Origin of the sequence: Bacillus tequilensis KCTC 13622 (genome assembly GCF_000507145.1) — a bacterium.
Classification (GTDB): domain Bacteria; phylum Bacillota; class Bacilli; order Bacillales; family Bacillaceae; genus Bacillus; species Bacillus tequilensis.
In genome coordinates this window covers 73,318-94,098 of the sequence record NZ_AYTO01000041.1, presented here as the reverse complement: position 1 = coordinate 94,098, position 20,781 = coordinate 73,318, and the positions used below count along the sequence as shown (strand labels likewise).

Below are 20,781 nucleotides of genomic sequence, written 5' to 3'. Positions count from 1 at the left end.
ATACTCTTCCTCTTTGGATTCCTTATTGATTATTATTCTCAGTGAGTGTACAATAATAGGTTGCCAGTTGTGCAGAGCGTCAATAACCTTTATACTGAAGGGTGGAAGTTTGGTTTGAAAGGAGAAATCATAACATGAATGAAAAACAAAAAGCAGAGAGCGGACAAGTTCATCCATCGGACAAAAAATCCGAGAAGGATTACAGCAAGTACTTTGAAGCTGTTTACATTCCGCCTTCCTTAAAAGATGCGAAAAAACGAGGCAAGGAAGCCGTTACTTATCATAATGACTTTAAAATTTCTGAACAATTTAAAGGATTGGGAGACGGAAGAAAATTCTATATCCGTACGTACGGCTGCCAAATGAATGAACACGATACGGAGGTTATGGCAGGGATCTTTATGGCGCTCGGCTATGAAGCGACAAACTCTGTTGACGACGCCAATGTCATTTTGCTAAACACATGCGCGATCCGTGAAAATGCCGAAAATAAGGTGTTTGGTGAGCTGGGGCACTTAAAAGCACTGAAAAAAAACAATCCCGATCTGATTTTAGGCGTGTGCGGCTGTATGTCCCAAGAGGAATCAGTCGTGAACCGGATTTTGAAAAAACATCCGTTTGTCGATATGATTTTCGGAACACATAATATTCATCGCTTGCCTGAGCTTTTGTCAGAAGCATACCTTTCAAAAGAAATGGTCATAGAAGTTTGGTCCAAGGAAGGTGACGTTATTGAAAACCTTCCGAAAGTCCGGAACGGAAAAATTAAGGGCTGGGTCAATATTATGTACGGCTGTGACAAATTCTGTACGTATTGCATCGTGCCTTACACACGCGGAAAAGAAAGAAGCCGCCGCCCTGAAGAAATCATTCAGGAAGTAAGAAGGCTCGCAAGCGAAGGCTATAAAGAAATTACACTATTAGGCCAAAACGTAAACGCGTACGGCAAAGACTTTGAAGATATGACGTACGGTCTCGGTGATTTGATGGATGAACTGAGAAAAATCGATATCCCGAGAATCCGTTTTACAACAAGTCATCCGCGTGACTTTGACGACCATCTCATTGAAGTGCTGGCAAAAGGCGGCAACCTGCTTGATCACATTCATCTTCCTGTACAATCAGGAAGCTCAGAGGTTCTGAAGCTGATGGCACGTAAATATGACAGAGAGCGTTACATGGAGCTCGTTCGAAAAATTAAGGAAGCAATGCCGAACGCATCTTTGACAACGGATATTATCGTCGGATTCCCGAACGAAACGGACGAACAGTTTGAAGAAACGCTTTCTTTATACCGTGAAGTGGAGTTTGACAGCGCCTATACGTTCATTTACTCTCCGCGTGAGGGCACTCCGGCTGCCAAAATGAAAGATAATGTGCCGATGCGTGTGAAAAAAGAGCGCCTGCAGCGTCTGAACGCACTTGTGAATGAAATTTCCGCTAAAAAAATGAAGGAATACGAAGGCAAGGTTGTCGAAGTATTAGTTGAAGGTGAAAGCAAAAATAACCCTGATATTCTTGCAGGCTATACTGAAAAAAGCAAGCTTGTTAATTTCAAAGGGCCGAAGGAAGCCATCGGCAAAATCGTCCGCGTGAAAATCCAGCAAGCGAAAACATGGTCGCTTGACGGAGAAATGGTAGGAGAAGCAATCGAGGTGAAATAAGATGACGCTCTACTCAAAAAAAGACATTGTGCAGCAGGCACGAAACCTTGCAAAAATGATCTCTGAAACAGAAGAGGTTGATTTTTTCAAACGGGCTGAAGCCCAAATCAATGAGAATGACAAAGTGTCTGCAATCGTTAATCAGATCAAAGCCCTGCAAAAGCAGGCTGTCAACCTGAAGCATTATGAAAAGCATGAAGCGCTCAAACAAGTAGAAGCAAAAATTGACGCGCTGCAGGAAGAGCTTGAAGAGATTCCTGTCATCCAGGAATTCAGAGACTCGCAGATGGAAGTTAATGACCTTCTGCAGCTCGTTGCACACACCATTTCCAACCAAGTCACAAATGAAATCATCACGTCAACCGGAGGCGACCTTTTGAAAGGAGAAACCGGTTCGAAGGTGAAACATTCAAATAACAGCTGTTCTTTCTAAACACGGTGCCTTTACAGGCCCGTGTTTTTTTATATCCATCAAATGAACTAAATAATCTATGTACTAAATATTCAATTCGTTTTACGGTGCTCAGCCGCGAATAAACTTTATGCACTTATAAGTAAAGTTTCTAGGCGCGCCTGCATACAATGAAACAGAAACTTTGTATTTTTATATTTTATTTATAAAAATGCACACTAGACAAATGCCCAGCATAAGATAACACGAAGAAGAACAAGGAGGCATGCCGGAATGTCTGAATACAGAGAAATTATTACGAAGGCGGTAGTAGCGAAAGGGAGAAAATTCACCCAATGCACCAACACCATCTCCCCTGAGAAAAAACCGAGCAGCATTTTGGGAGGTTGGATTATCAACCACAAGTATGACGCTGAAAAAATCGGGAAAACAGTAGAAATTGAAGGGTATTATGATATAAACGTATGGTACTCTTACGCGGACAACACAAAAACAGAGGTTGTCACTGAACGGGTAAAATACGTAGATGTCATTAAACTCAGATACAGAGACAATAATTACTTAGATGATGAGCATGAAGTGATTGCCAAAGTCCTTCAGCAGCCAAACTGTCTTGAAGTGACCATTTCACCGAATGGAAATAAAATTGTTGTGCAGGCGGAAAGGGAGTTTTTGGCGGAAGTGGTGGGAGAAACAAAGGTAGTTGTTGAGGTCAATCCTGACTGGGAAGAGGATGACGAAGAGGATTGGGAAGATGAGCTTGATGAAGAACTGGAAGACATCAACCCGGAGTTTTTAGTGGGAGATCCTGAAGAATAAAAAAGGGACTAGGGGAGTCAGTACCCCAAGTCTCTTTTTTAATATTGATATATCATTCTTTTATCACTTTTTGTTTATGTTATAATGAAGGATGGAAAATAAGAATCGTTGATACATAGTGAGGGATCAAACAATGGCCGGTTATACGCCTATGATACAGCAATATTTAAAAATTAAGGCAGAGCACCAGGATGCCTTTTTATTTTTTCGCCTGGGAGATTTTTACGAAATGTTTTTTGAAGACGCCAAAAAAGCTTCACAAGAGCTGGAAATTACACTAACGAGCAGAGACGGCGGTTCGGCTGAAAAAATACCGATGTGCGGTGTGCCGTATCATTCTGCTTCCGCGTATATCGAGCAGCTGATAAAAAAAGGATACAAAGTGGCTATCTGTGAACAGACAGAAGATCCGAAAGCCGCAAAGGGCGTTGTGAAACGGGAAGTAGTTCAACTGATTACGCCCGGAACGGTAATGGACGGCAAAGGCATCCACGAATCCGAAAACAACTTTATCGCTTCTGTTTCCGTTTGCTCGAATGGATACGGGCTGGCGCTGTCTGATTTAACAACGGGAGAAAATTTGGCCGTTTTGATTGAACGGCTGGAAGATGTCATATCAGAAATTTATTCAGTCGGCGCACGGGAAATCGTGGTTTCAGGAAGCATGGATGCCGATACGGTCGCACAGCTGAAAGAGCGGTGCGGTGCAACAATCTCCATTGAAGATGGTGAAACAGACGAACACGTCACGATAATTGAACACTTAAATCATGAAGAAGTAAGAAAAACATTTTTGCGTTTATATACGTATCTGAAAAGAACCCAAAAGCGAAGTCTTGATCATCTTCAGCCCGTACAGGTGTATGAGCTTGAGGAAGCGATGAAAATTGATTTGTACTCAAAAAGAAATTTGGAACTGACTGAAACGATCCGTTCGAAAAATAAAAAAGGCTCCCTTTTGTGGCTGCTGGATGAAACAAAAACGGCAATGGGAGGCAGGCTGCTTAAACAGTGGATTGACCGGCCGCTTATCAGAGTCAATCAAATCGAAGAGCGCCAAGAAATGGTGGAAACCTTGATGTCCCATTTCTTTGAACGGGAAGATCTGCGTGAACGGCTGAAAGAAGTATATGACCTAGAACGCCTTGCAGGCCGCGTCGCGTTCGGAAATGTCAATGCACGGGATTTAATTCAGCTGAAGGAATCGTTAAAGCAGGTGCCTGGCATCAAACAGCTGGTTGCTTCACTGGCTCATGACAAGGCCAAGGAACGTGCGGAGCGGATTGACCCTTGCGGGGATGTGCTTGAATTGCTGGAAGAAGCTTTGTACGCAAACCCTCCTTTATCGTTGAAAGAAGGGAACCTGATTAAAGATGGGTACAATCAAAAGCTTGATGAATATCGTGACGCAAGCAGAAACGGAAAAGACTGGATTGCCCGCTTGGAGCAGCAGGAGCGGGAATACACGGGCATTCGCTCTTTAAAGGTCGGCTTCAACAAAGTTTTCGGCTATTATATTGAAGTGACAAAAGCGAATTTGCATCTGCTTGAGGAAGGGCGCTATGAGCGGAAACAGACGTTAACAAATGCGGAACGCTACATCACGCCTGAATTAAAAGAAAAAGAAGCGCTCATTTTGGAAGCGGAAAATAACATCTGCGAGCTGGAGTATGAGCTTTTCACCGAGCTTCGTGAGAAAGTGAAGCGATATATTCCGCGGCTGCAGCAGCTTGCCAAACAGATGAGCGAGCTTGACGCATTGCAGTGCTTTGCGACAATCAGTGAAAATCGTCGCTATACGAAACCGGCGTTTTCTAAAGACGAAGTTGAAGTGATTGAAGGCAGACACCCGGTTGTAGAAAAAGTGATGGACAGCCAGGAATATGTCCCGAACGATTGTATGATGGGCGATAACAGACAAATGCTTCTTATTACAGGTCCAAACATGTCTGGGAAAAGCACGTATATGAGACAAATCGCGCTCATTTCCATCATGGCGCAAATCGGTTGCTTTGTACCGGCGAAGAAAGCGGTGCTTCCGATTTTTGATCAAATCTTCACGCGAATCGGCGCAGCAGATGATTTGATTTCCGGGCAAAGTACATTTATGGTGGAAATGCTTGAAGCCAAAAATGCAATTGTCAATGCCACGGAAAACAGCCTCATTTTGTTTGACGAAATCGGGCGGGGAACGTCCACTTATGACGGCATGGCACTGGCACAGGCGATTATCGAATATGTTCACGATCATATCGGCGCCAAAACGCTGTTCAGCACACACTATCACGAGCTGACCGTTCTTGAGGAGAAGCTGCCTCAGCTGAAAAACGTTCATGTTCGCGCTGAAGAATATAACGGAACGGTTGTCTTTCTTCATCAAATTAAAGAAGGGGCAGCTGACAAAAGCTACGGTATCCATGTAGCCCAGCTTGCCGAGCTGCCGGAAGATCTTATAGCGCGCGCTCAAGATATTTTAAAAGAGCTTGAGCATTCCGGAAACAAACCTGAAGTGCCGATGCAGAAACCTCAGGTGAAAGAAGAGCCGGCACAGCTGTCCTTTTTTGAGGCAGCGGAAAAGCCGGCTGAAGCGCCGAAGCTTTCAAAAAAAGAAAAGCAAGTGCTCGATGTCTTTAAATCACTTAATATATTGGATATGACACCGCTTGAAGCGATGAATGAAATGTACAAGCTGCAAAAGAAATTACATTAAAACGGGGTGATGAATGTGGCAAAAATCATCCAGCTGTCAGATGAGCTTTCAAATAAAATAGCGGCGGGCGAGGTTGTGGAGCGGCCCGCCTCAGTCGTCAAGGAATTGGTGGAAAATGCGATCGACGCTGACAGCACAGTCATTGAAATCGACATTGAGGAAGCAGGCCTTGCATCCATTCGAGTGCTGGATAACGGCGAAGGAATGGAAACGGAAGATTGCAAGCGTGCTTTCCGCCGCCACGCAACAAGTAAAATAAAAGATGAAAATGATTTATTCAGGGTAAGAACGCTTGGCTTTAGGGGAGAAGCACTGCCGAGTATCGCGTCAGTCTCTCATCTTGAAATTACAACAAGCACCGGCGAAGGAGCAGGGACGAAGCTTGTGCTACAAGGAGGAAACATCATCTCCGAATCACGCTCCTCAAGCAGAAAAGGAACTGAAATTGTCGTTTCCAACCTGTTTTTTAACACACCGGCCCGCTTGAAATATATGAAAACCGTTCATACAGAGCTTGGGAACATCACGGATGTGGTCAACCGAATTGCGCTGGCTCACCCGGAGGTATCGATCCGCCTGCGCCATCATGGGAAAAACCTGCTTCAAACGAATGGAAACGGAGATGTACGCCACGTCCTGGCAGCAATTTACGGCACGGCTGTCGCCAAAAAAATGCTTCCGCTGCATGTGAGCTCATTGGATTTTGAAGTGAAGGGGTATATCGCCCTCCCAGAAATTACACGGGCGTCGAGAAACTATATGTCGTCTGTGGTTAATGGCCGTTACATTAAAAATTTCCCGCTCGTTAAAGCGGTCCATGAAGGATACCATACGCTTCTGCCTATTGGACGTCATCCGATTACCTTTATAGAAATTACGATGGACCCGATTTTAGTCGATGTCAATGTGCACCCATCGAAGCTTGAGGTCCGTCTCAGCAAGGAAACAGAGCTTCATGACTTAATTCGTGACGGAATTAAAGATGTATTTAAACAGCAGCAGCTGATTCCGAGTGCCCAGCTTCCGAAAAAATCGGCACCTGTTATCAAAAATGAGCAGCAGTTCATCACTTTTGATGAAAAGCCTGCGGAAAGAAAAGCTCCGGAAAAAGCGTCTGCGCCATCTTATTCACCAATGAAGCTCAGCTCAGTCGTGAAAGAGCCGGTTGATGCGGAGGAAGAATTGCCGCCTCTCCCATTTGCTGCGCCTCCTATCGCTGATCAGGAACAAAGCATTGAAGTGCCTGATGTTTCAGAGGAACAGCCAGAAGCATTTGAGCAAGAATACCATGAGGAACAGCCACAGCCAACGTCTGAGCGGGTTCCGATTATGTACCCGATCGGCCAAATGCACGGGACTTATATATTGGCACAAAACGAAAACGGCCTGTATATTATCGATCAGCACGCCGCCCAAGAGCGTATTAAATACGAATACTTCAGGGAAAAGGTGGGAGAGGTTGAGCCTGAGGTGCAGGATATGATTGTACCGCTGACGTTCCACTATTCCATGAACGAGGCGCTCATTATCGAACAGCACAAACAAGAGCTTGAAAGCGTCGGTGTCTTTTTAGAGTCATTCGGCTCAAACAGCTACATCGTCCGCTGCCATCCGGCCTGGTTTCCAAAGGGAGAAGAAGCTGAGCTGATCGAAGAAATCATTCAGCAGGTCCTTGATTCCAAACATATTGATATCAAAAAACTGCGTGAGGAAGCGGCAATCATGATGAGCTGCAAGGGCTCCATCAAAGCAAACCGCCACCTCAGAAATGACGAAATCAAAGCGCTTCTGGACGACCTCCGAAGCACATCAGACCCATTTACATGCCCGCACGGCCGCCCGATCATCATTCACCATTCCACTTATGAGATGGAAAAGATGTTCAAACGCGTGATGTAGCGGGATTTGGCGATGGGGAGTATACCCTTTGCCCATGTATTTTTTAGCATTGAGACATTCTTTGAATGGATCAATGCTTTTTTTATTGTGTTTTTCGGTGAATTGAATATAAACACTGCAGCCATATTAACTGTAGTATGGACAAGGCTTACATATTAAAGATCTGTATCACTTTCTAACAGAATGATTGCATGAGTACTTAGACCATGCGGAGTAATATGATGTAAATCATTTTTTTTCTGCAACCGCGTCTATCATTTTACTAATTGCTAAGGTCCATAATCTTCCCCTTTGGAGTTGGGATAAAGTTAGGAGGGTCCGGGAACTGTTGAAATGAACAGAACGTCAGCACTTGATTGATAATGCACTATCTTGTGCGGGTACGGAAAACATTTTGAAATGCCAGTCAGACGATAAAATTAAGACGCTTTAGTCTGCCGCATCAAACAATTAAACGAAGGGTAAGAAGACGATGACATGACGGAATATAAAACTCGCGTCAGAATGGAGAAGCCATTACAGGTCATGACGGAAGAAAAGCATTTGGAGTATTTAAAAAACCTCCAATCATTCCAACTGAAAAATCCACAAACAAAGCTACAGGTTTCTCCGATGTTGACGTCATCCGAAAATTGAAACTAAACATTTATATATACCATACGTGCGCGTTTACAGAGAACTGTCCAAAACATATAGAAAATTTGAAACAGGTATTTAATCAAATTGAAAATGACAAAAATTACGTCATTGTGATTGGCGGAAACAATAGATCCAATCAAATTAACGGAAACGCCGGAGCACGGGAAAACAATCGTGCAACATCAAAAGATAATCTCTCAAGAATTGATTTAGAAATGGGCTATAAAATGTGACGCGGAGGGGCCGGTCCTTTCTGCGATATGAATCAATAAAAAATTCACTTTATTATCGGGCGTTGTTTTTTCGCAAGGGTATTTCAGGGGTTTGTTATACCGATCTGGGTTCTAACAGCCTTCCAGTTGCAAGAAGCAGACGATAAACCTGTTTGCTGATGAAGTTCTTTGGCTAATGGAAATCATCAAGGTAAACAAGTGTCAGCAGGATATATCGTTTAGTCAGTTCCGGCAGACTCGGGAGGAGATACAGCGGATCAATAAAGAGAATGCAGGTTTATTAAAGCTTTGCTTATAAAAATATAGCCTAATCTACAGGTAGTCTGCAGCGGGCAATTAAATCTACGAAAGACGAAGCGATGACAGTTTAGCAAGCATGGGAATAAATAATAATGCAAGATTACATACCGATGCCCGTGGCAAAGTCAGACGATCTGAAAATGATTGGTGATGAAACAATCATTTCAAAAAGTGAATAAATGGTTGGCTCATTGGAAGGATTGCAGTAGTTTTATTCTTTGCAATTACAATTCTGCCGGGGATAGGGGGTTGACAGCATGATCGAATACAACTACACGAATTTGACAAGTGGCAATATTATTGGCTTTGAACTGAAAGGAAGAAGGCATAAAAAAGGGGGGAGCCCCCCCTTAATATTAGTTACAACTTTCATAATATCCATACCATACTCCATCCCACGAAGAAACCCCTTTTAGATACCATTTTTTCACGCCGTCATTAATGAAATTTGGAATTTCATTTCTTGAGTAATATGGACCGAATGGTGTTGTTGTACAAGTTTCTAATGCCTTTGCTTCAGGCGTTGTGTTTGTACTCGAAGAAGTAGTTGCAAATGCAGGAGTTGCGGAAACAAGTAAAGCAAGGGACAATGCGGAACCAGTTAAAGCTTTTTTTAATCTCATTTTAAACACTCCCTTTGTTTTTTTAGTACAACTGTATTATCACACGTGGTGGGAAAATATACAAGGGAATTTTTGTTAATTATTTGTGAACTTAGTTGAAATATAGAAATCTGCCTGAATGTGTTGCCTATCTGAATCTCTCGTTTGTGAGATTGGCAATGTCGTCAGACGGCTCTAGCTGATGAAAGGGCTTTATGAACCAAAAACAAAACCTATTGAATTAAAAAAAGCCCTCAAAGATAGGACCTTTACTCTTGGTTTAAAACTTTATCAGATAGTTGGTATCTTTATTTTTTTATTAATTTATCATTGATCGATACTTCATTTCCGTCTATAACACCTGAGAAAGTTATTTTTTTGTTGGAGGGATCATAATGAAAAATGTAATAGTTGCTCTTATTATTTTCATTCTTTACAAAAACCGCTTTAGTAAAACCTGTAGGTGCACTTAAAGAATTAAACATAGGATATTCTTCAGACTCAATCTCTTTTTGAGGAATACCGTAATCAGAAATATAATGATCGATTTTATCTTCGGCTACTTTTCTGCTGTTAAAATGCATAAGTAAAAAAACGCCAGCAACAATAATCGCTAAAGCTAAAAGAGAAAGTAAGATTTTTTTACGATTTTATAAACTCCTATTTAATATTGATGTTCTAACGAAAAAAGTACTTAGTGAACACCCCAAGTAAATCAATGAACGCAAACAACGATACCATAATTTTGCTGATAAATACTTAAAATTTCTTTAATAAACTAAAATGATCATATAAGTAACTTATAAAGGAAATAAGAATTAAATTCACATAATAACTTGATCAAACTTTTTAATTGCAAAATGGGCAAGAAGAGATTATCGTCCATGTTTAGTCTAAGAAAACACTGAAATATCATGGTTTTCATTTGAAGGGGTTACTCTGCAATGAAAAATAACATCACAAATGGAATGAAAAAGATATTCAAACGTGTGATGTAGCGGGCAGCAAGGGGAATTTAGGCATTGAGACATTCTTTGAATGGATCAATGCTTTTTTTGTACTGTTTGGAATAACAGATTAGAACAAGCTTATATTTGCAAATAATTTAAATAAATGTATATTTTGGATATAAGGAGGTGGGAACATGGCATTAAGCCCAAAGATAGTTATCATTTTGGATGAACTGACTATTGAGAATGAAGGAATCCTTGTTTTTGAATGCAGAATCTAAATTCAATCATCATTATTTTGCTTCCTGTTTCTTATAAGCAGGGAGTTTTATTTTGCGCTGAAGAGAATTTGAGGCTGTCGCCCGATATTATAAATGAGTAATTTAAAAATAAAAGGGGGTTGTTTCGTGATGGAAATGTGTTTCTGAGCGCTCATTTTATTTTTAATGATTTATGAACCGATATTTGGATACTTTGATTTTCAAAGGTCTAAAAGAATTATCAAGACTGGTGAAAATGGAAATGAAAGAGTGAAGTATTATGTTCGTACAATGATCGGATTATGGATTCCCGCTTTGTTTATTGTAGCTCTAGTCGCTTTTACTGATCTTTCATTCAAGTCGGGTTCACTATGCCGGCAATACAAATAAATCCTCTCGGTCCGCTTGCATCCTATCTTTACCTGGGATTAGGTCTTTTATATGTAATCCTTGTGATATATTGTATCATCGGTTTTAGACTTAGCCCGAAGATAAGGCGAGTAGCAAAGAAAAAAGCGGAAGAGGTAAAGGCTTCGGCCGCCGGCCCATCCTGTCTGTTTCATTGAATGAGAAAAAGGTTTGGAATGTTGTATCCTTAACATCCAGTGTAACGGAGGAGATCATTTATAGAGGGTTTTTAATGTTTGTTCTCGTGTTTTTGTTCCCGCAAATTTTAAACTGGGTCATCGTCCTGGTTTCATCGCTCCTTTTTGGATTAGCTCATACATATCAGGGGCTGTGTGGCAGGAAGTGGTCAGAATTTCACTGGTTGGGGCTTTTTTTTCCGCTTTATATATCATTATTGATTCTATTATTCCGCTCATCATTTTACATTTTCATGTAGATATCTAGCAAAATTAGACGGTGAGTATGAGAAAAAAAGCAAAAACCGCTTGAATCATTACAGGCGGTTTTAAGCAGTTTGCTCATTTGGCTTGTAATCAAAGGCAAGCTCAATAAGTGCCATCAATGCTGATATCACAAAAAGCAAGATATCTGGAATAGATATAGACTGCATAAAGTAATCTGCAAAACAGATCGTTATGAAATTACTCACAAAGTAAAGTATAAAAGCAAAAAGTGCAGTTTTTTTCAATGAAAATGATTTTGCCAGAATCATAGAGACAATCTTTGTGAGTGGATCTATGATCATGCCTGCCGCAAAACAGACCAAAAGAAATAAAACTAATGTTTGATTGGAATCATAAGTAATGCCCAAAATAGAGAATAATCCTTTCATCCCGAAGAAATAGCCGCCGAAGATCACCGCAAGTGCAATGGCAACGATAAGAATGATAGATACAATCACGATTATTTTTGAGCCTAGGTTTAAATCTTTAAACTGCTCGTTCTGTTCGTTTTGGCTCAAGTTTGACACTCCCTTTCCCTGCTTCAACGAGGCCAGAATATGAATGCAATAAAAACAGCAAGAGTTTGAACTAGATAGATCATCCGGACAATAGTATAACATGATTCAAAAATGAAAAAAGTCCTTTTCCAGCGAAAAGGACTTTTTTTTCATCTTGTTAACTTTTGAGATTCTCCGAGGCTTTTTCTTTTTTCGGCCAGATAAAATAGCTGGCGGTAAAGAGAAAATCAATGCCTAAAATGACTGTCCATATTTTAAGAATGCCGCTTAATGCTTCGGTACGGGCAGAATCATTAATGAAATAGATCATTCCTGCTAATAGCCCCGCACCTATAAGGTAAGCCAGCACGTGCCTTATCCAGCTTTTTGCATTGTGCTTGGCGTAATCCATTCCATAGCGTTTCAGCGGTTTGGATCCTTGTTTTGTCACATAATATTGAAATCTTTCATCCGCCCATTGAATCATTTGTTTCCCATAGGCGATCGATATACCGATGTAAACTGCTGCGATCCCGTGGGCAGCAGTCGCTGAGGCTCCGCGATAAAGATCCACACCAGTTGCTGCTAATAAGATCAAATCAATAACTGGTGTTAAGGCAAGGACCAGCAGCCCTAATGTACGCTGTTTGAATAGGTAGCGTACAGCCAGCCCTAAAACAATCACAACCCAAAATGCAATTTCACAGAATACAATCATCCATGCGATACCGTTCAATCTATTCCCCTCTTTTCAATACAGTTGTATTATTTAAATAATATGTTACCACTTTTGTTTTCGCAACACAACTGTATTATAAAATTGCCCTCATCTTTTTTTCTTGTTACAATAAAGTTATGCCAAAACAAATTGACCATGAGAAAAGAAGAAAACAAATTGCAGAAGCGACGTGGCGTGTGATTTTAGAACGGGGGATGGAGGGAGCCTCAGCCCGAAACATTGCAAAGGAAGCAGGACTGTCATTAGGTGCGCTGCGCCATTATTTTTCTACTCAGGATGAACTGCTTGTTTTTGCAATGAAACTTGTTCAAGAAAAGGCGAGAGCCCGCATTGAGGACATTGCAACGAAGGATTTGCCCCCCAAGGAAAAAATGTTGCACATTTTGCTTGAAATTGTCCCGACAAATGAAGAAACAATTAGAGAGATGGAGGTATGGTTTGCTTTTACGGTTTACGCCAGACATAAAAAGGATATGTTTGATGCGAATCATGACGGGATTTACGGCGGTATACGGAATCTCATTGCCTATTTAGATGAATTCGATTTACTAAAGCAGGATGCCGATAAAGACATTGAAGCTGAGAGGCTTTACGCGCTTATTGACGGGTTGGCTTTACATGCGATGCTTGACCCTGTGCGAGTGAATAAAGACAGAATCACACGTGTCATTATGCAGCATGTAGAATCAATTTGCGCTGAAGAAACAAATGAGACAGAAGGGCGGGAATATTAATAAAGCTGTAAAAAAAACGGAGAAAATCACTAAGTATAGAGGGCAAAAACTATGTACTCTATGCGTTATACTTTTGAAGAGATCCATCTAAAGCAGCGCCTTTTGAAAAAACTCAAAGGCGCTGCCCTGTATTAGTTTGATGAAAGCGGCTGTCAGCTGTGCTGGATATCAATTGTATATACTGCACGATCGGTTACGACCTTCAATCCTTCGTTTTCTTGGTGAATATGAATATCACCTAATAAAGGAATCTCATAGGCATTTTGCGGAAGCGGTACGTTTCCCTCCTCAGTGAATGTCGTGCCTTCTCCTTCTAAAACGAGCTCTTCTTTCGCAACATAATCATCAGGATGATTCGTGCTGCGGATGCCTACCTTTTGAAGGTTGAGAACAATCTGATCCAAGTCTGAGATCTCTTCATCGTGAGTCAATTCACCTTTTCTAATATCAAGCGTCTGGCCGACTTTTGACTCCAGCCATTGAGAAAGCTGAGTATTCGTGTGTGCCATCAATATTCCTCCTTTTGATCTATACGATACTATTCCCAATTGCTCCATCTTTTACACGGAAAAGAGCCGTCTCACCCTTTATGTATGAAACAATTCGCTGTTCAGCGCCTTGATATAGCATACGGCAGAACGCTGAACTGCTTTGCCGGCATTTTTTTGACCACAAAAGCATTGTAAAGCCGGTTGAATTGAAGCGATTCCACTTTAGCCGCTATCTCTTCCACTTTGGAAGCGGGGAGGGGAACGAGATTTGGATAGCTGTACATATAGCAGATCCAGTTTCAATTCGCCGCAGCCGTAATAATATCTCCGGTCAATAGACAGCCTTTCCCTTGATTGCCGTTGATCTAATGAAGAACAGCACCGTTTTTTAAATGTTCGCCCAGATGGTAAAGGTCCAGTCCCGGTTTCGCGCTGAGCGTTTCTCCTGCCCAGAAATGAATGTGATGGCTTGGCTTTGCCGCCTATTCTTTGTCATCCTCATGAATATAGAATGGGCCTGAAGTACTTCATGCCCATTCAACCTGATCATAGTAGTAATGCGGATGAGACAAGGCACTGGCTTGATACCGTCTAATTCGGTGCTTGGATTAATTGTCTTTTGGTCAAGATATGAAATGCCACTTCACGTTGAAACCCTGATGCCAGATCAAATGTGCTGTTTGCCTGATTGCAAACTCTGGTTCAGTTTTGCTGCTGTAAAGATGCTCTTCTACTTTTTTGTGGATGTTTTGAAGGCTTCCTTTTGCATATATTCAAGTGCTGCCCAAGATTGTCCAGCTGGGTGAATGAATCAGATATAAGTTAGGCGGATTTACAGTCTCCGCATGTTGTACACGGCATGTTTTGCAGATATAATTCGGCACTTTTCTCACTTTCTTGATCTATTTTGATTATTCCATTTCATTATTATGTAAATTAAAAAACATAGAACCGGCAAGTCTATGAGAGATTGCCGGTTCTATGATGATCCTGTCTATTGGCCGGGAATGGATTTTTCTGCGTTGACAGCGCCCGCTCCGTAAACGTTCGGATCTTCATTTTTCCATTTGTCCGCGCCGTTTTTCAAAAGCTCTTTCACTTCATCAGGTGTAAGGTCCGGGTTTTGTTGAAGGAGTAAAGCTGCGATTCCTGCACAAATTGGGGTTGCCATCGATGTTCCTGACATTGTGAAGTACTGAGATCCTACACGGCTTGACTTTTGAAGCTTATCGATATAAGAATTCGGAGAGCGTAGGGAAATAATATTAACACCCGGCGCTAAAATATCTGGCTTTTCTTTCCCGTATACTGTCGGCCCGCGGCTTGAGAAGGAAGCGACCGTATCATCATCGTCGCTTGGGGTATTGTTATCGTCAAGGGCACCTACCGTAATCACCTTTTCACTCACGCCTGGGCTGGCAATGGTCTGTGGATCAGGGCCTGAGTTTCCGGCAGCGACACAGACGACAATTCCTGCGTTCCACGCTTCTTCAACCGCTCTGACTAACGGGTCTTCCTGTTCATTATCATATCGAAGCGCATCGCCCCCGAGCGACATACTGATAATATCAATCGGTTCATTTGGGTTGTCCTCATTGTATTGAATACACCACTCTACACCTTCAATAATATCTGCCAGCGTTCCTGAACCTTGCTTGTTCAATACCTTCACGCCGATCAGATTGGCTTCCGGCGCAGGTCCGCGGTATTGGCCGGATGAGGACGCGCCGCTGCTTGCGATATCACCTGCACAGTGTGTGCCATGACCATTATCATCATAAGGCTCTGTTTTTTGATTAATCATATCCGCGAAGTCGATAATCCTGCCTTTTAAATCAGGATGCGGGTAGATTCCCGTATCGACAACAGCGACAGTCACGCCTTTTCCTGTCAGGGTGTGCCCGTTTCTGATGACTTTCTTCGCGTGGCTTGCTTCGGTTGCCGTGTCTAGAAGCGCTTTGACTTCGCGGTTTAAATAGACCTTGCGGATTTCGCTGCATGCAGAAAGAAGTGAATCTAACGCTGAAGGTGTCACCACCGCGCTGCAGCAATTGATTTTGTTAAAACGGTTTTTCAGCTTGCTGCGTTTTTCTTTTTGAAGCACCTCTCCAGCCATTTGAAGGCCGGTCTCGTGACAGCCTTCCTCAAATTCGATGATGACAGATATTTTTTTTCTGTTTCTCAATTTGGTTTCAAAAAACTGATGTAAGAAGCAAGGAGTCCATTTGAAGGGCTTGTAAAGCTGCAAGACACTTTCCCGTAACGGCCAATCTAGCTTATGAGCATTTGCTCTTACCATTTGTACCATAGAGTACCCAAACATGCATTTTCCTCCTATTATAAGGTTCTCTGTATACTCTATGAACAGATGAAAGGTTTGGTAAGTTTGTTTGTCCTTTATAAGAGACGGACAAGAGTTGGTTTTTATGAATCTTTCGAATCAGATAAAAAAGGGTTCAGGGGGTTGTGGCAAGAATTTGGGGCATCGAAAGAAAACTTTTGTTCGAAGAGAGCAGCTGTATGAATTTCTTGCAGCGGTCTTTGGAAATCCAAATGCCAATCTGCATTATATAATATATGAAGAAAGACGGCACAATCTGTAAAAGAATGATGATTGTAAGACAGAAAAGCAAAACGCAAAACAAAGCTTTTTGTTTGTCGAAACAACAGATAAGAACGTTTTTTGTTAGACTCTATACTCTCCTGCGACTTTGTGAGAACAAATAAGCAAAACCTATCTTGCAGACCGATAAAAGGCTTTCCGTCTTAGCATATCGGATAGCCTGACGGATGGGAAAACCTTCCTTAAACCTATTTACATGTAATTTCCAAGTGAGGTTATTACTACCTTTTCCTTTTTCCTCTCAATCTTTTTTCACTCCTATTTGAAATGGACCGCTATGAACTGTGACAATCAATTGATTTTTTGAAACCGGGAACTTTTTCACTGATGATATAGTGTATACAATGGTAAGATAAAACCTATTGACTAAACTTCATATAATGAACCGTGCTACTCTTATGAAAGGAGTTAAACATGAGAAGATTTTTACTAAATGTCATATTTGTCTTAACAATTGTCCTATTTCTAAAATATGTTCATTACTCATTAGAACCTGAACCATCTAATCAGCCAGATACATATCCTAATTTCAGCAGTTTGGCAGAGAATGAGAGCCCAGCTGATTATGATATTTCATATAATGAGAAAAAAGGAAGCAAAGTCTTAATTATGTCTCCGCATGGCGGAAGAATTGAAGGCGGAGTAAGCGAACTTGTGCGGTATTTTAATAATGAATACTCTACATACCTGTTTGAAGGTTTCAAGTCACAGGATAACCAAACCCTGCACATCACAAGCACCAACTTTGATGAGCCATTGGCTGAAAAGAAAATCAAGGAGCATCAATATGTTGTCGCTTTTCATGGATATAAAGGGGAGAACAAGAATACACTTGTTGGAGGCACCGACCGAAAGCGAGCAAAAATGATCGTACGAGCTCTTAAAAGAAGTGGATTTTCCGCTGAGTTAGCGTCGACCGGAAGCGGTCTTGCTGGTTTGAATGCAGAAAACATTAATAACCAAGGGGAAACGGGACTGAGTATCCAGCTTGAAATCAGCCGAGAGCAGAGAGAAGCATTTTTCGATGATTTTTATTATAAAAATAGGAAATACACAAAGAATAATGAATTTTATGCCTATGTCCGTGCAATCAAAAGTGTCCTTGAAAATGAGTATTCGTAACAAGCAGATCAGAAGACAAAATAAGAGAAGGTTAGTAGACTGAAAAAGGATCATAAAAGGAGGCAAAACAACGATGGCAGATCATCATTTTTATTTAAAAGCCAACTGGCCGGGTAACCGGAATGACGTCGGTACGATCGAAAGCGGGAACTTAATCACAACGATCTCCATTCCGAAAGAAATGGATGGTCCGGGAGAAGGGACCAACCCGGATGAAATGCTTCTCGGGGCGGCAGCGACCTGTTACATTATTACACTTGCTGCGATGATGGAAAGAAGCGGACTGGTAAAAGAAGATTTGCAGATGGAGTCAGAAGGCATTGTCGATGTCACAAAAGGAGTCTTTACATACAAAAAGATCATTCACCGTCCGTCTGTCGTGCTCAAACATGGCGCTTCACAAGAAGACGTCGCATTGGCGCACAAGCTTTGTGAAAAGGCGGAGTCGTCATGCATGATTTCCCGCGCCATTCAAGGAAATGTCGAGATGCAGCTTGAAGCCGCTGTAAAACGGGCTGGTGAATAAAAAACAGACGGTCACTCACAGGCCGTCTGTTTTTTTATCTTTAGCAGGAGCTTTCGACTGATTTAACACGATCACGCCTGCAATGACAAGCGTGAGCCCGAACACTCCCTTTAAACTGATGGTTTCGCCAAAAAGCAAAAAACCGACTATGGCTGTAAGCGCCGTTCCAACACCCGACCATGTCGCATACGCGCTTGATAAGTCGATTGTTTTTAAAGAAAAGCTTAGAAAGGTAAAAGCCGAAAGAAATCCGGCAATGACTCCGACAATAGGCAAGCCTTGTGTAAACCCTTCTGAAAGCTTCAGCATTGTGCTCCCGAAAACCTCGGATACAATGGCAAGAGCCAGATAAAGCAATCCTTTCATCCTTATCACTCCTTTACTGCCAGTTAAGTAACACGACCCCTGATAGTAATAAAAGAATCCCGAAAAGCCCTTTGACATTCAGTTCTTCCTTGAACCATTTCACTCCGATCACTGCCGTCAGCACCGTGCCCGCGCCGCTCCAAGTCGCATAGGAGAGGCTGAGGGGGATATGGTTTAAGGTCAGCGACAGCATATAAAAGGCGAGGGAATAGCCAATCACGACCAAAGCGCTGGGCTTCCACTTTTTGAAGCCGTCAGATACTTTCAGCATGGCCGCCCCTATCGATTCCGAGCATATGGCAATCGTGAGGAATATGTAACCTATCAACATCGCAAATTCTCCTCACTTCTGCTGTATTTTTAGATGAGAAAAGACCTTCAGCTAGAAAAATATTAGTGTATGCCTATGTATGAGTCAAGAGATTCATTTTCAATACTTAAAAAAGACCCCTTTGTAAGAGGTCTTTTGCGCTTAATAGTAATAAGGATACGGGGCATACGGATAATAGGGATATCCGCCATACAAATAAGGATTAAACAAAGCGCTTCCTACAAGCCCGCCTGCAAGGCCGCCGATAAAGGGTCCTCCAAAAAATCCGAATGGCCGGCCGAAACCAAATCCAAATGGTCTTCCAAACCCAAAGCCGAATCCAGGTCTTCCAAATCCGAATGGCCGGCCGAAACCAAATCCAGGTCTTCCAAATCCAAAGCCGAATCCAGGTCTTCCAAATATTCTTGTATCTTCAGCACTGAAATTCTCAAACTCGTTCATGTTTTCTTTCCTCCTGTAATAAAGTGTAGATGATGCAGTGTATTCAGCCTATCGGGATTTGATTGGGCGAATCGAGGAAAAAGAAAGGATGTGAACATATTGGGCCTGTATCAGTCTGATTGGTCAAAAGCACCGCCTCACGTACATGCTTACCATGTCAAAACGATGAGAGAACAGGGACATTACCACCTCATTGAGGGATTTACCCAGCCGGCAAACGGATCGAATATCGATCAGCATACACATTACTTTTCAGGGATTACGTCTTTTGAAAACGGCCATTTTCATCGGTATTACGGAGTCTCAGGGCCAGCGATTCCTTTAGCAGACGGCACACATTATCATGAAATCGAGGAGACAACGTATTTGGCCTATAACGAGCCGATTGAGATCCAATACGGAGGCGTTGTGTATCATCACGGAGATGGAGAGAGAAAAACGCACCGTCATGCTCTGAAAGGAAAGACGAGGGAAATTGTCGGCAATGAGCCGTTCGGCTGGTAGCTTGTGTTTACAGGGGCAAAAAAAGGGCAAAATGGATAGGTGGTTGTATAGGATGAATGCTATAATGGGGGGAGATTTATAAAAGAGAGTGATACATATTGAATAATACGAAGCAGCCCGTTGTCATTTTAGTCGGACCGACGGCAGTGGGGAAAACCAATTTAAGTATTCAGCTGGCCAAATCTTTAAACGCGGAAATTATCAGCGGAGATTCAATGCAGGTCTATAAAGGGATGGATATTGGAACAGCTAAAATCACCGAACGGGAGATGGAGGGAGTTCCCCATCATCTGATTGACATTTTAGACCCTCAGGATTCCTTTTCTACCGCCGATTATCAAAGTTTAGTCAGAAAAAAAATCAGCGAGATCGCAAAAAGAGGAAAGCTTCCGATGATTGTCGGCGGTACAGGTCTCTATATACAATCTGTGCTTTACGATTATACATTCACGGAAGAGGCGAACGATCCTGCATTTCGACAGCGCATGCAAACGGCTGCGGAGCGGGAAGGCGCTGACTTTCTGCATGCCAAACTTGCTGAGGCAGATCCCGAGGCAGCTGCGGCGATACATCCGAATAATACAAGAAGAGTCATTCGCGCGTTGGAAATTTTACATACGTCTGGAAAAACGATGTCCCAGCATTTGAAGGAGCAAAAACGAGAACTCCTCTACAATGCAGTGTTAATCGGGCTGACAATGGATAGAGATACGCTTTATGCAAGAATTAATCAGCGTGTTGATATGATGATGGAGGCTGGCCTTCTTCCTGAAGTGAAACACCTTTATGACAGGAACATAAGAGACTGTCAATCGATACAAGCGATAGGCTATAAAGAGCTGTATGCATATTTTGACGGTTTTGTGACACTTTCTGATGCCGTCGATCAGCTGAAGCAGAATTCAAGGCGTTATGCGAAACGCCAGCTGACGTGGTTTCGCAACAAGATGCAGGTCACATGGTTCGATATGACACCGCCCGTTGATATGGAGCTGAAAAAAAAGGAAATTTTCACACATATAGCAGGAAAACTCGAACTTTAATCGAAACTGTATGATATAGAGAATC

At 42.1% G+C, this 20,781-nt stretch carries 19 protein-coding genes and 3 pseudogenes; 12 read left to right on the top strand and 10 right to left on the bottom strand.

Translation table 11 applies throughout. From position 1 onward, the window contains the following. Positions 1–134 precede the first annotated feature (134 nt). From miaB to mutL, 5 genes are all read left to right on the top strand, one after another. Complete coding sequence (miaB, locus tag V756_RS0118595) at positions 135–1,664, top strand: tRNA (N6-isopentenyl adenosine(37)-C2)-methylthiotransferase MiaB (protein ID WP_024715989.1); 1,530 nt, start codon at positions 135–137, stop codon at positions 1,662–1,664. 1 nt (position 1,665) lies between these two features. Next, positions 1,666–2,097 carry a regulatory iron-sulfur-containing complex subunit RicA gene (gene ricA, locus V756_RS0118590; RefSeq protein ID WP_024715988.1) on the top strand — a complete coding sequence of 144 codons (432 nt, stop codon included), beginning with the start codon at positions 1,666–1,668 and terminating at the stop codon, positions 2,095–2,097. A 252-nt stretch (positions 2,098–2,349) separates the two neighbouring features. Continuing rightward, complete coding sequence (gene cotE / locus V756_RS0118585; protein WP_003231833.1) at positions 2,350–2,895, top strand: outer spore coat protein CotE; 546 nt, start codon at positions 2,350–2,352, stop codon at positions 2,893–2,895. A 133-nt stretch (positions 2,896–3,028) separates the two neighbouring features. Beyond that, positions 3,029–5,605, top strand: a complete 2,577-nt coding sequence (mutS, locus tag V756_RS0118580) for a DNA mismatch repair protein MutS (protein ID WP_024715987.1) — start codon at positions 3,029–3,031, stop codon at positions 5,603–5,605. A gap of 15 nt (positions 5,606–5,620) precedes the next feature. After that, positions 5,621–7,504 (top strand): DNA mismatch repair endonuclease MutL, encoded by a 1,884-nt coding sequence (gene mutL, locus V756_RS0118575; RefSeq protein ID WP_024715986.1) that lies wholly within the window; start codon positions 5,621–5,623, stop codon positions 7,502–7,504. A 1,528-nt stretch (positions 7,505–9,032) separates the two neighbouring features. On the opposite strand, the gene V756_RS01000000122780 is transcribed toward mutL, so the two are convergent. Beyond that, a complete protein-coding gene (locus tag V756_RS01000000122780; protein ID WP_032682159.1) occupies positions 9,033–9,299 on the bottom strand; it encodes an LCI fold-containing protein in 267 nt (88 codons plus the stop codon). 287 nt (positions 9,300–9,586) lie between these two features. Beyond that, a complete protein-coding gene (locus V756_RS01000000122775) occupies positions 9,587–9,862 on the bottom strand; it encodes a hypothetical protein (RefSeq protein WP_338083798.1) in 276 nt (91 codons plus the stop codon). A 1,266-nt stretch (positions 9,863–11,128) separates the two neighbouring features. Here V756_RS01000000122775 and V756_RS1000000124625 point away from each other — a divergent pair. After that, the gene (locus V756_RS1000000124625; protein WP_024715985.1) at positions 11,129–11,332 is read left to right on the top strand and encodes a hypothetical protein; all 204 of its coding nucleotides are present in this window, start codon (positions 11,129–11,131) and stop codon (positions 11,330–11,332) included. 69 nt (positions 11,333–11,401) lie between these two features. Here the strand turns inward: V756_RS1000000124625 and V756_RS0118540 are convergent, their stop codons facing one another. Together V756_RS0118540 and V756_RS0118535 are read right to left on the bottom strand one after the other, a co-directional pair. Further along, positions 11,402–11,857, bottom strand: a complete 456-nt coding sequence (locus V756_RS0118540) for a regulatory YrvL family protein (RefSeq protein WP_024715984.1) — start codon at positions 11,855–11,857, stop codon at positions 11,402–11,404. 157 nt (positions 11,858–12,014) lie between these two features. After that, a complete protein-coding gene (locus V756_RS0118535; RefSeq protein WP_024715983.1) occupies positions 12,015–12,572 on the bottom strand; it encodes a hypothetical protein in 558 nt (185 codons plus the stop codon). 119 nt (positions 12,573–12,691) lie between these two features. On the opposite strand from V756_RS0118535, the gene V756_RS0118530 reads away from it, so the two are divergent. Next, a complete protein-coding gene (locus tag V756_RS0118530) occupies positions 12,692–13,309 on the top strand; it encodes a TetR/AcrR family transcriptional regulator (RefSeq protein ID WP_024715982.1) in 618 nt (205 codons plus the stop codon). A 152-nt stretch (positions 13,310–13,461) separates the two neighbouring features. On the opposite strand, the gene ymzB is transcribed toward V756_RS0118530, so the two are convergent. From ymzB to aprX, 3 genes and pseudogenes are all read right to left on the bottom strand, one after another. Further along, positions 13,462–13,818, bottom strand: coding sequence for a protein YmzB (gene ymzB, locus V756_RS0118525; protein ID WP_024715981.1), 357 nt, complete (start codon positions 13,816–13,818; stop codon positions 13,462–13,464). A 78-nt stretch (positions 13,819–13,896) separates the two neighbouring features. Then, positions 13,897–14,684: pseudogene (locus tag V756_RS1000000124755) on the bottom strand (MBL fold metallo-hydrolase). A 110-nt stretch (positions 14,685–14,794) separates the two neighbouring features. After that, positions 14,795–16,123, bottom strand: a complete 1,329-nt coding sequence (aprX, locus tag V756_RS0118520; protein WP_024715980.1) for a serine protease AprX — start codon at positions 16,121–16,123, stop codon at positions 14,795–14,797. A 254-nt stretch (positions 16,124–16,377) separates the two neighbouring features. Between aprX and V756_RS1000000124615 the strand changes: the two are divergent. From V756_RS1000000124615 to V756_RS0118505, 3 genes and pseudogenes are all read left to right on the top strand, one after another. Next, a pseudogene (locus tag V756_RS1000000124615) lies at positions 16,378–16,570 on the top strand (hypothetical protein). Positions 16,571–16,837: 267 nt separating this feature from the next. After that, positions 16,838–17,545: a poly-gamma-glutamate hydrolase family protein gene (locus V756_RS0118510; protein WP_024715978.1), complete on the top strand. Its 708-nt coding sequence runs from the start codon at positions 16,838–16,840 to the stop codon at positions 17,543–17,545. A 73-nt stretch (positions 17,546–17,618) separates the two neighbouring features. Next, positions 17,619–18,071, top strand: coding sequence for an OsmC family protein (locus V756_RS0118505; protein WP_024715977.1), 453 nt, complete (start codon positions 17,619–17,621; stop codon positions 18,069–18,071). 11 nt (positions 18,072–18,082) lie between these two features. Here the strand turns inward: V756_RS0118505 and ebrB are convergent. The 3 genes and pseudogenes from ebrB to ymaG form a co-directional block, all read right to left on the bottom strand. Next, a pseudogene (gene ebrB / locus V756_RS0118500) lies at positions 18,083–18,437 on the bottom strand (multidrug efflux SMR transporter subunit EbrB). Positions 18,438–18,450: 13 nt separating this feature from the next. Beyond that, complete coding sequence (gene ebrA, locus V756_RS0118495) at positions 18,451–18,768, bottom strand: multidrug efflux SMR transporter subunit EbrA (RefSeq protein ID WP_024715975.1); 318 nt, start codon at positions 18,766–18,768, stop codon at positions 18,451–18,453. Positions 18,769–18,909: 141 nt separating this feature from the next. Continuing rightward, entirely contained in the window at positions 18,910–19,209 is a 300-nt protein-coding gene (ymaG, locus tag V756_RS0118490) for an inner spore coat protein YmaG (RefSeq protein WP_024715974.1), read from the bottom strand. A gap of 90 nt (positions 19,210–19,299) precedes the next feature. Between ymaG and V756_RS0118485 the strand changes: the two genes are divergently transcribed. Together V756_RS0118485 and miaA are read left to right on the top strand one after the other, a co-directional pair. Continuing rightward, the gene (locus V756_RS0118485; protein WP_081719921.1) at positions 19,300–19,713 is read left to right on the top strand and encodes a YmaF family protein; all 414 of its coding nucleotides are present in this window, start codon (positions 19,300–19,302) and stop codon (positions 19,711–19,713) included. Positions 19,714–19,811: 98 nt separating this feature from the next. After that, complete coding sequence (gene miaA, locus V756_RS0118480) at positions 19,812–20,756, top strand: tRNA (adenosine(37)-N6)-dimethylallyltransferase MiaA (RefSeq protein ID WP_024715972.1); 945 nt, start codon at positions 19,812–19,814, stop codon at positions 20,754–20,756. Positions 20,757–20,781: the final 25 nt, after the last annotated feature.

Bases quoted from the DNA above. Each gene is read 5' to 3' on its own strand.
- miaB (WP_024715989.1), top strand. From the start codon at position 135: ATGAATGAAAAACAAAAAGCAGAGAGCGGACAAGTTCATCCATCGGAC.
- V756_RS0118505 (WP_024715977.1), top strand. From the start codon at position 17,619: ATGGCAGATCATCATTTTTATTTAAAAGCCAACTGGCCGGGTAACCGG.
- cotE (WP_003231833.1), top strand. From the start codon at position 2,350: ATGTCTGAATACAGAGAAATTATTACGAAGGCGGTAGTAGCGAAAGGG.
- aprX (WP_024715980.1), bottom strand. From the start codon at position 16,123: ATGTTTGGGTACTCTATGGTACAAATGGTAAGAGCAAATGCTCATAAG.
- V756_RS01000000122780 (WP_032682159.1), bottom strand. From the start codon at position 9,299: ATGAGATTAAAAAAAGCTTTAACTGGTTCCGCATTGTCCCTTGCTTTA.
- ebrA (WP_024715975.1), bottom strand. From the start codon at position 18,768: ATGTTGATAGGTTACATATTCCTCACGATTGCCATATGCTCGGAATCG.
- V756_RS0118510 (WP_024715978.1), top strand. From the start codon at position 16,838: ATGAGAAGATTTTTACTAAATGTCATATTTGTCTTAACAATTGTCCTA.
- V756_RS0118530 (WP_024715982.1), top strand. From the start codon at position 12,692: ATGCCAAAACAAATTGACCATGAGAAAAGAAGAAAACAAATTGCAGAA.
- V756_RS1000000124625 (WP_024715985.1), top strand. From the start codon at position 11,129: ATGTTTGTTCTCGTGTTTTTGTTCCCGCAAATTTTAAACTGGGTCATC.
- mutS (WP_024715987.1), top strand. From the start codon at position 3,029: ATGGCCGGTTATACGCCTATGATACAGCAATATTTAAAAATTAAGGCA.
- ricA (WP_024715988.1), top strand. From the start codon at position 1,666: ATGACGCTCTACTCAAAAAAAGACATTGTGCAGCAGGCACGAAACCTT.
- ymzB (WP_024715981.1), bottom strand. From the start codon at position 13,818: ATGGCACACACGAATACTCAGCTTTCTCAATGGCTGGAGTCAAAAGTC.
- ymaG (WP_024715974.1), bottom strand. From the start codon at position 19,209: ATGAACGAGTTTGAGAATTTCAGTGCTGAAGATACAAGAATATTTGGA.
- V756_RS01000000122775 (WP_338083798.1), bottom strand. From the start codon at position 9,862: ATGCATTTTAACAGCAGAAAAGTAGCCGAAGATAAAATCGATCATTAT.